This window comes from Modestobacter sp. VKM Ac-2984, assembly GCF_026967985.1.
Classification (GTDB): domain Bacteria; phylum Actinomycetota; class Actinomycetes; order Mycobacteriales; family Geodermatophilaceae; genus Modestobacter.
The window spans coordinates 22050-30590 of record NZ_JAPVBJ010000013.1 but is presented as its reverse complement, the minus strand read 5'-3'; the positions used below and the strand labels follow the sequence as shown (position 1 = coordinate 30590).

10 protein-coding genes are annotated in these 8541 nt (G+C 73.1%); 6 read left to right on the top strand and 4 right to left on the bottom strand.

Annotated elements, in window-relative coordinates:
* Nucleotides 1–145: 145 nt before the first annotated feature.
* Nucleotides 146–1405: an FAD-binding oxidoreductase gene (locus O2W16_RS21460; protein WP_269160878.1), complete on the bottom strand. Its 1260-nt coding sequence runs from the start codon at nucleotides 1403–1405 to the stop codon at nucleotides 146–148.
* Nucleotides 1406–1750: 345 nt separating this feature from the next.
* Between O2W16_RS21460 and O2W16_RS21455 the strand changes: the two genes are divergently transcribed.
* The gene (locus tag O2W16_RS21455; RefSeq protein WP_269160877.1) at nucleotides 1751–2092 is read left to right on the top strand and encodes a cupin domain-containing protein; all 342 of its coding nucleotides are present in this window, start codon (nucleotides 1751–1753) and stop codon (nucleotides 2090–2092) included.
* Nucleotides 2093–2140: 48 nt separating this feature from the next.
* The gene (locus O2W16_RS21450) at nucleotides 2141–2443 is read left to right on the top strand and encodes a hypothetical protein (protein WP_269160876.1); all 303 of its coding nucleotides are present in this window, start codon (nucleotides 2141–2143) and stop codon (nucleotides 2441–2443) included.
* Nucleotides 2444–2453: 10 nt separating this feature from the next.
* On the opposite strand, the gene O2W16_RS21445 is transcribed toward O2W16_RS21450, so the two are convergent.
* Complete coding sequence (locus O2W16_RS21445; protein ID WP_269160875.1) at nucleotides 2454–3407, bottom strand: proteasome assembly chaperone family protein; 954 nt, start codon at nucleotides 3405–3407, stop codon at nucleotides 2454–2456.
* Nucleotides 3408–3502: 95 nt separating this feature from the next.
* Entirely contained in the window at nucleotides 3503–4816 is a 1314-nt protein-coding gene (locus tag O2W16_RS21440) for an AI-2E family transporter (RefSeq protein ID WP_269160874.1), read from the bottom strand.
* 114 nt (nucleotides 4817–4930) lie between these two features.
* Between O2W16_RS21440 and O2W16_RS21435 the strand changes: the two genes are divergently transcribed.
* From O2W16_RS21435 to O2W16_RS21425, 3 genes are all read left to right on the top strand, one after another.
* Nucleotides 4931–5395, top strand: a complete 465-nt coding sequence (locus O2W16_RS21435) for a PPOX class F420-dependent oxidoreductase (protein ID WP_269160873.1) — start codon at nucleotides 4931–4933, stop codon at nucleotides 5393–5395.
* Nucleotides 5396–5473: 78 nt separating this feature from the next.
* Entirely contained in the window at nucleotides 5474–6058 is a 585-nt protein-coding gene (locus O2W16_RS21430) for a hypothetical protein (RefSeq protein ID WP_269160872.1), read from the top strand.
* Nucleotides 6059–6075: 17 nt separating this feature from the next.
* Entirely contained in the window at nucleotides 6076–6597 is a 522-nt protein-coding gene (locus O2W16_RS21425) for a hypothetical protein (protein WP_269160871.1), read from the top strand.
* 38 nt (nucleotides 6598–6635) lie between these two features.
* On the opposite strand, the gene O2W16_RS21420 is transcribed toward O2W16_RS21425, so the two are convergent.
* A complete protein-coding gene (locus tag O2W16_RS21420; RefSeq protein WP_269160870.1) occupies nucleotides 6636–8180 on the bottom strand; it encodes a helix-turn-helix domain-containing protein in 1545 nt (514 codons plus the stop codon).
* 74 nt (nucleotides 8181–8254) lie between these two features.
* Between O2W16_RS21420 and O2W16_RS21415 the strand changes: the two genes are divergently transcribed.
* Entirely contained in the window at nucleotides 8255–8467 is a 213-nt protein-coding gene (locus O2W16_RS21415; protein WP_269160869.1) for a hypothetical protein, read from the top strand.
* Nucleotides 8468–8541 lie beyond the last annotated feature (74 nt).

Sequence of the window (8541 nt, the reverse complement as noted above, 5' to 3'; positions counted from 1 at the left end):
AGCGCTACATCGCCCGCGAGCTCTACCGCCGCCTCGAAGCCGCCCCCTCACCCGCTTGACGATCCATAGGAGCGTCGCCCACCACGACCTGCGGGCCGCGTCCGGGAGTTCCCGGTCGCGGCCCGCAGTGCTGTGCCGGGGCTGGTCAGGCCTGCGCGGCGACCGGGTGGGCGGTGGCGTCCGGCGTCGGCTCGGCGGCCAGGTCGGCCTGCCACAGGTCGGGGCCGAAGACCTCGTACTGGATGTCCCGGCCCGGCACGCCGCGGTCGATGAGCGCGCTGCGCACGGCGCGCATGAACGGCAGCGGACCGCACAGGTAGTACGCCGCGCCCTCGGGCAGGTCGACGGCGTCGAGGTCCATCATCCCGGCGTGCACGCCCGCGACGGGGAGCGAGCTGTCCGCACCCTGCTCGTACCAGACGTGCAGTGAGGCATTGGGCAGTTGCTGGACGTCGGCGCTGACCTGCTCGCGGAGGGCGAAGGAGCTCTCGTCGACGTCGGCGTGCAGCAGGGTGATCGGCAGCCGCGACCCGGCCGCGGTCAGGTGCGAGATCATCCCGGCCATCGGGGTGATCCCGATGCCGGCGCTGGCGAAGACCACCGGGCGACCGGAGTCGTCGAGGACGACGTCCCCGAACGGCAGCGACATCGTGAGGACGTCGCCGACCTGGACCTGGTCGCACAGCAGGTTCGAGACCTCGCCGTCGGGCTTCGCGCCGCCGCGCACCCGCTTGACCGAGAACTGGCGGTGCTCGCCGTCGTCGGCCCGGGTCAGGCTGTACTGCCGCGGCTGGTGGACGCCGTCGGGCATCTGCACCTTCACCGACACGTACTGGCCGGGCAGCGAGGTCTTCACCAGCCGGTCGTCGATCCGCTTCACCCGGAAGGTGACGACGTCGGCGGTCTCCGCGGTCTTCTCCGCGACCTCCCACTCGCGCCAGACCGTCTCCGGCCGCACCCCGCGGGAGCTGTAGAGGCCGCGCTCCATGTTGATCAGCGCATAGGCCATCAGCCAGTAGACCTCGTCCCAGGCCGCGGCCACCTCTGGGGTGACGGCCTCCCCGAGCACGTCGACGATCGCCCAGAACAGGTTGTCGTGGACGACGTCGTACTGCGCCGGGGTGATCCCCAGCGAGGCGTGCTTGTGCGCGATCCGGGCCAGCAGGTGCTCGGGCACCTGCTCCGGGTCCTGGACGAGCGCGCTGGCGAAGACGGCGACCGAACCGGCCAGGGCCACCTGCTGGGTGCCCTCGGCCTGGTTGCCGCGGTTGAACGTCCCGTCGAGCAGCTCGGGGTGGGCGCCGAACAGGTGCGCGTAGAAGCGCCGGGCGATCTCCTCGATGTTCTCGGCGACGACCGGCAGGGTCGCCTCGATGACCGGACGTGATCGATCGGACAGCAACATGAGCTCCTTGCAGTGGTGGACGTCTCCTCCACCGGTGCACGAGGCGACCGGCAGGGCCGCCCCCGAGTCTGCTGGCTGAGCCGGCGATGCGCAGGAGGTCTTTCGTCCCGCTGGCGGGTCGGGGACGTGCCTGCTGCCCGTTGTCCGGAGGCCAGCAGCCGGGGGGAGGAGAGGCGGACGTCCCGCCATGACCGGTCGTCGGCCCCTGGACTCGACCAGTGCCATGGGCGGCTTGCCACGGTCCGCCGACGACGGGCATCGTCCCGGGCGGTGCCGGGTCCAGTCCCGGCACCGGACGCAGGCCGTACCGGCGCCCGGAGTCCCCGGACCGTGGAGAGGACGCGCATGAACGCAGAGCGACAGGACGTGTGGGGCCTGGCTCGGGAGCTGGCCGCCACGGCGGCCGGCGCGCACAGCGGCCGGGCGGCACACACCGTCCACGGCGGCCACGAGGCCACCCTGCGGCAGACCGTGATCGCGCTGCGCGCCGGTGCGGGCCTGGCCGAGCACGAGAACCCGGGCGAGGCGACCCTGTTGGTGCTGGAAGGGCGGGTCCGGCTGACTTCGACCGCCGCGCCCCAGGAGCTCGCGAAGGGGGAGCTGCTCGCCGTCCCGGCCGAGCGGCACGCCCTGGAGGCGCTCGAGGACTCCGTCGTCCTGCTGACGGTGGCGAAGCTCCCGGCCTGAGTGCCAGCACGTGCCGGTGACCGACCTCAGGGAGTGGAGGCCCGGTCCATGGACGACCTGGACGCCGCAGTGCTGCGGGCCGCAGCCGACCGGCTCGAGGAGCTGGCGGCGCGGACCACCGGGGGCAGCTGGACGGTCGGCGGGTTGCTCGCCTCCCGGCCGGAGGTGGTCGCCCGCTCGCCGGACGGCAGCACCGAGCACGTCGCCGAGGCCCGCGCACGGACGGCGGAGTGGATCGTGACCCTGTCCCCGGCAGTGGCCGGCCCACTGGCCGCCTGGTTGCGCTCGGCCGCCACCGGGACGCCGGCCGACCCGCAGGCGCTGGCGGTCGCCCGCGTGCTCGCCGGCTGAACCCGCGGCGTCAGTCGGTGGGGCGGTCGCCGTCCTGCTCGGCGAGGAACCGCTCGATCTGCGCGCCGAGCTCGTCGCCGGTGGGCATCTCGCCACTGAACCCGAGCAGCCCGGTCTCCTCGCGGGAGGCGGCGAAGGAGTCGAACTGCTCCTCCAGGGCGTTGACCACCGCGGTGTTCTCACTGGAGCGGGCGATCTGCTCGTCGACCTCGGTGCGGTGCGCCTCGGCCGCCTCGCGCAGCGTCTCGACCGGCACGTGCAGGCCGGTGAGCCGGGTCAGGTGCTCCAGCAGGGTGAGCGAGGCCGCCGGGTAGGTGTTCTGGGTCAGGTAGTGCGGCACGTGCGCGGCGATGCCCAGTGCGTCGACGCCGGCCTCCCCGAGCCGCAGCTCCAGCAACGCCCCGACGCTCGCGGGGATCCGCATCTCCCCCCAGTAGAGCGGATAGGACTCGATCAGCTGCCGCCGCGTCGCGTGGGCGGTCACGGTCACCGGGCGGGTGTGCGGCACCGGCATCGGGATGGCGTGCAGCGCGAGCGCCGAGGTCACGCCCAGCCGGTCGACCAGCTGCAGCACAGCGGCGACGAACCGCTCCCAGGCGTAGTCGGGCTCGGCGCCGTGCAGCAGCAGGAACGGTGTCCCGCCGTCGTCCTCCAGTGCGTACAGCCCGATCTCGGGGGAGGAGACCGACACGTACCGGTCGCCGGAGAACGTCATCCGCGGCCGGTGAGCCCGGTAGTCGACCAGTGCATCGACGTCGAAGCGGGCGATGAGCCGGTTGGGCAGCGCATCGAGCAGGTGGGCCCCGGTGAGCGCACCGGCGTGCGCCGCGTCGAACTCACCGGCCAGGTCGTGGACGAGCACCAGGCCCGCACGCTGTTCGGGCGCGGACACGGCCGCCTCGCGGGTGAGGAAGGGCTCGGCCTCGGGGAGCACCTCGACGAGGTCCTCCGGTCGCTGCGGCACGGGGCGTCCTCCTGACGGCTGGTCGGGCTGCACGTGGTCACCAGCCCCGCGGACGGCCGGTGCATTCCCATCGTCCTCCCGCCGGGGGAGGCCGGTCAGCTGCCGGGCGTCGTGTCGGCCGGTTCGCGCACCAGGTGGGTGCCCGCGGCGTCGCGGGTCAGCTGCCCCCGCATGCCGTCCTCGTCGACCTCGGGGTTGTTGCCGTCGAGCACGTCGCGGCCGTAGCGGTAGGCGACCGCGATCAGCGCGGCCACCGGCACCGCCAGGAACGCCCCGATGATCCCGGCCAGGCTGGCCCCGGCGGTCACCGCCAGGATCACCACGGCGGCGTGCAGGTTCAGCCCGCGGCCCTGCAGGATCGGCTGCAGCACGTTCCCCTCGATCTGCTGCACCACGATGATCAGGCCGAGGACGATCAGCGCCGTGGTCAGGCCGCTGTCGACCAGCGCGATCAGGACGGCGAAGCCCCCGGCGACGAAGGCACCGATGATCGGGATGAACGCACCGAAGAAGGTCAGCACGGCCAGCGGCACCACCAGCGGCACGCCGAGCACGAGCAGCCCGACGCCGATGAAGAAGGCGTCCACGAAACCGACGATGGCCTGCTGGCGGATGAACTCCGACAGGGTGCGCCACGTCTTCAGCGACAGTGCCGCGACGTGCGGGGCGGCCTGCGGGCCGGTCTGCGCCGCCAGCCACGGCACCCACTTCGGGCCGTCCTTGAGGAAGAAGAAGGTCAGCACCAGCGCGAGCACGAGGTTGATCAGCAGGCCGCCGATGGTCGTCGCGGTCGTGACCGCGTAGCCGGCGATGTTCTGCGCGTTGCTCTGCACCGAGGTGACGATGGAGTCGACGGCGTTGCCGATCTGGTCGTCGTCGACGTTGAACGGCGGGCCGGCCAGGTAGTCCTGCACCTGCTCCAGGCCCTCGGTCACACCGTCGGCGACCTCCTCGACCTGCCCGACCACCTGGGGCGCGATGACGGCGACGATCCCGCCGAACGCGCCCAGGAAGAGCAGCAGGACGACCAGTGACGCCAGCGCCGGCGGCCAGGAGTGGTTGCGGAGGAAGCGGGCCACCGGCCACAGCACGGTGGTGAACAGCAGCGCGAGGACGACGGGGAGCAGGATGACCCACAGCTCGCCGATGACCCGCCCGATGATGAGCAGGGCGAGGACGATGAGGATCAGCTCGCCCGAGACGATCGCCACCCGGCGGCTCGCGGCCTGCAGGCGCCGGGCGCGCTCCGGTCCGGGGATCGGCGCCCGGGTGGTGCCGACCTCGTTCTCGTCGGCCTCGGGGCTGGTCCCGTGCGCGCTCTCCGTGGTGGCCCGGCTCGCGCCGGTGCCCCTGCCGTGCTCGTCGTCGGGGGTCTCGGCGCCGGGGTCTGGGCGGCGTTCATCGGGCATGGTCTGATCCCAACACACTCGGCGGGGTCCCACCGAACGGCTCGACGTGATCCTGTGCGGACGCGGGCCGACGTCGGGGCGCGGACCGTCGGAGGTACGTCGTAGGTTCCCGGCATGCCGAAGACCGCCACCGCCGACCGGGTCGACCGGGATGAGCTGCTCGCCTTCCTGCGCCCCCGGCACAAGGCCCTCCTGCTCACCCGCCGCAGCGACGGGAGCCCGCAGCTGTCCCCGGTGTCCTGTGGCGTCGACGACCAGGGGCGGGTGGTGGTCTCCACCTACCCGCAGCGGGCCAAGGCGGTCAACGCCCGGCGCGACCCCCGGGTCTCGCTCTGTGTGCTCTCCGACGACTTCGACGGGCCCTGGGTCCAGGTCGACGGTCAGGCCGAAGTGCTCGACCTGCCGGAAGCGCTCGATCCGCTGGTCGACTACTTCCGGTCGATCAGCGGTGAGCACCCCGACTGGGACGAGTACCGGGCGGCGATGCAGCGCCAGGGCAAGGCGCTGCTGCGGGTCACCATCGAGCGCTGGGGGCCGGTCGCCACCGGTGGCTTCCCGCCGGCTCCGGCCGGTTCCTGACCCGCGCAGTGATCCGCCGCGCCACCCCGACAAGGTCATGGACTTGCTTTCAGCGGGGCAAGCTGCTGGACTTGCGCCATGCCCTTCGTGCTCACGGTCGACCAGCGGGACAGTCGCAGCACCCCGGACCGGGTGCCCGAGGTGCTGAGCGCACTCGCTGACGTGCCCACCGTGCTCCGCTTCGAGCGCACCGCCGGTGATGAGTTCCAGGGCCTGCTCGACGACCCGGCCGTGGTGGTCGACGTCGTCCGCCGGCTGATGCGGGACGGGGGGTGGAGTCTCGGGATCGGGGCGGGTCCGGTGCACACGCCGCTGCCGGGCAGCACCCGGGCGGGGGCGGGCCCGGCGTTCGTCGCCGCCCGGGCCGCCGTGGAGGCGGCCAAGCGCCGCCCCGTGCGGCTCGCCGTGCGAGGGGCGGTGCCCGAGACGGCCGCGGACGCGCAGGCGGTGCTGAGCGCACTCGCCGTGCTGGTCGAGCGGCGCAGCGACCAGGCGTGGGAGGCGATCGAGTTGGTCGAGGCCGGGCGCACCCAGGCCCAGGCGGCCACCGAGCTGGGGGTGACCCGGCAGGCGGTGGGGCAGCGGCTGGGCGCCGGCCAGTGGGACGTCGAGCGGGACCTGCACCCGGCGGCGGCACGGCTGCTGGCCCGGGCGGCGGGATGAGCGCGGTGGGCGGTGGGATGAGCGTCGCCGCGCTGGTGCTCCTCGGCGTCCTGGCCGTCGCCGGGGCAGCGCTGACCCCGCAGAGCGACCGGCGGGGCAGCCGGGTCGGCGGGCTGGTGCTGGTGCTGCTGCTGGGCGCCGCAGCCGCGCTCGCCTGGCGGGCAGGCCAGGTCGAGGACGGGGCGGCGCTCGGCGGTCAGCTGCTGGCGGTCGCCTCGGCCGCGCTGGGCGGGGGTCCGGTGGCCACCGCCGTCCTCCGGGCCGCCGACCCCGACCGGGTGCCGGGGCGGCGCCGCGCCTCGGACCCGGAGGTGCTCCGGGGCGGTGCCTGGATCGGTGTGCTGGAACGCACCGCCATCGCGGTCACCGTGCTGGCCGGGTTCGCCGAGGGGCTCGCTGTGCTGATCGCGGTCAAGGGGCTCGGCCGGTTCAACGAGCTGAAGGCCCCGGTCGCGTCCGAGCGGTTCATCATCGGCACGCTGGCCAGCGGCCTCTGGGCCCTGGGCTGCGTCGGCGTCGCCGTCCTCCTCCGCACCTGAACCTCTCCCACCAAAATGGCCATTGTGGTGGGCGAGGTTCAGTCGGTGAAGACCTCGATCTGGGCGCCCATCTCGACCAGTCGTTCGTAGAGCTGCTCGTAGCCGCGGGCGATGATGTCCACGTTCCGCAGCACCGAGTCGCCCTTGGCCGCCAGCATCGCCAGCAGGATGCAGACCGCCGGGCGCAGCGCGGGCGGGCAGACGATCTCCGCCGCCGACCAGCGCGTCGGCCCCTCCACCAGCACCCGGTGCGGGTCGAGCAGCCGCACATCGGCGCCCAGCCGGGTCAGGTCGGAGAGGTGGATCGCCCGGTTGTCGTAGACCCAGTCGTGGATCAGCGTGCTGCCGGTGGCCGTCGCGGCGATCACCGCGAAGAACGGCAGGTTGTCGATGTTGAGCCCGGGGAACGGCATCGGGTGCACCTTGTCGATGGGCGCCCGCAGCTGGGAGGGGTGGAGGGTGATGTCGACGAGCCGGGTGCGCCCGTTGTCGGCCGGGTACTCCGGGGACAGGTCGAACGCCAGCCCCATCTCGGCGAGGATCGCCAGCTCGATCTCCAGGAACTCGATCGGCGCCCGGCGCACGGTGAGCTCCGAGCTGGTCACGATCCCGGCGGTCAGCAGGCTCATCGCCTCCACCGGGTCCTCCGAGAGCGGGTAGTCGACGTCGGCGTCGAGCACGGGCTTGCCGGTGACCACCAGGGTCGTCGTCCCGAAGCCCTCGATCCGCACGCCCAGCAGCTCCAGGTACAGGCAGAGGTCCTGGACCATGTAGTTCGGGCTGGCGTTGCGGATCGTCGTCGTCCCATCGTGCCGGGCGGCGGCCAGCAACGCGTTCTCCGTCACCGTGTCGCCGCGCTCGGTCAGCACGATCGTCCGGTCCCGCGCCACGGGCGGGGCGACGGTCGCCCGGTACTCCCCGGCGTGCGCCTCGACCTCGAGCCCGAAGGGGCGCAGCGCGATCATGTGCGGCTCGACGGTGCGGGTGCCCAGGTCGCAGCCGCCGGCGTAGGGGAGCCGGAAGTCCTCGGCCCGGTGCAGCAGTGGCCCCAGGAACATGATGATGCTGCGGGTGCGACGGGCCGCGTCGGCGTCGATGGCGGAGAGGTCCAGCTGCTCGGGGACGACGAGGGTCAGGTCTCGCCCGGCGGCGTCCCAGGTGGCGGAGACGCCGATCGAGGTGAGCACGTCCAGGATCCGGTCGACCTCGACGATGCGGGAGACGTTGCGCAGCGTCGTCCGGCCGCGGTTGAGCAGCGCGGCGCACAGCAGGGCCACGGCGGCGTTCTTCGACGACTTCACCGTGACGCTGCCCGACAGAGGTCTGCCACCGCTGACCCGCAGGTGGGTGGGGCCGCTGCGGCCGACGGTGATCAGCTCGCTGTCCAGCGCGGCCGACAACCGGCCCAGCAGTTCCAGGGTGAGGTTCTGGTTGCCCTGCTCGATCCGGGCGATGGCGCTCTGGCTGGTGCCCAGGCGCTCGCCCAGCTGCTGCTGGGTGAGCCCGTGGTGTCGCCGGGCGTCCCGGACGAGCGCACCGATCTGGCGCAGGGACTGGGTCGTCGTCTCCTCGGTCAGCGTCATCACCGGCCACGCTATCTCACAGATGAGATCCGGACGGTCCAGGTACGGAGCCCACCGGTCGGTCAGGATGGGTCATGGTCTTCTGGGTAGCGGTCGGCGTCGTGGTGGCCCTCCTGCTCGGGGCGGCCTGGTGGATGGACCACTCGGCCCGCCGGCGCGGGTCCCGCTCGCTGCACCACTCGGACGTCTGGCGCGAGGTCCGGGAGGGCCGGCGGGACGCCGAGGTCGTCAACCCCTTCATCCGGGACAACTCGTGGACCAGCTGGCACCGGCGGAACCGCCGCTGACCCCCGTGCGAGGGGGGCGGGTGTCGAACTGGTGAGCACCGGACATGATGGGGAGGCCGGAAACCGGCCCTGCC

Excerpts from the sequence above, each read along its gene's own strand:
- O2W16_RS21420 (WP_269160870.1), bottom strand. The coding sequence starts at position 8,180 with ATGACGCTGACCGAGGAGACGACGACCCAGTCCCTGCGCCAGATCGGT.
- O2W16_RS21450 (WP_269160876.1), top strand. The coding sequence starts at position 2,141 with ATGGACGACCTGGACGCCGCAGTGCTGCGGGCCGCAGCCGACCGGCTC.
- O2W16_RS21435 (WP_269160873.1), top strand. The coding sequence starts at position 4,931 with ATGCCGAAGACCGCCACCGCCGACCGGGTCGACCGGGATGAGCTGCTC.
- O2W16_RS21430 (WP_269160872.1), top strand. The coding sequence starts at position 5,474 with ATGCCCTTCGTGCTCACGGTCGACCAGCGGGACAGTCGCAGCACCCCG.
- O2W16_RS21455 (WP_269160877.1), top strand. The coding sequence starts at position 1,751 with ATGAACGCAGAGCGACAGGACGTGTGGGGCCTGGCTCGGGAGCTGGCC.
- O2W16_RS21460 (WP_269160878.1), bottom strand. The coding sequence starts at position 1,405 with ATGTTGCTGTCCGATCGATCACGTCCGGTCATCGAGGCGACCCTGCCG.
- O2W16_RS21440 (WP_269160874.1), bottom strand. The coding sequence starts at position 4,816 with ATGCCCGATGAACGCCGCCCAGACCCCGGCGCCGAGACCCCCGACGAC.
- O2W16_RS21425 (WP_269160871.1), top strand. The coding sequence starts at position 6,076 with ATGAGCGTCGCCGCGCTGGTGCTCCTCGGCGTCCTGGCCGTCGCCGGG.
- O2W16_RS21415 (WP_269160869.1), top strand. The coding sequence starts at position 8,255 with ATGGTCTTCTGGGTAGCGGTCGGCGTCGTGGTGGCCCTCCTGCTCGGG.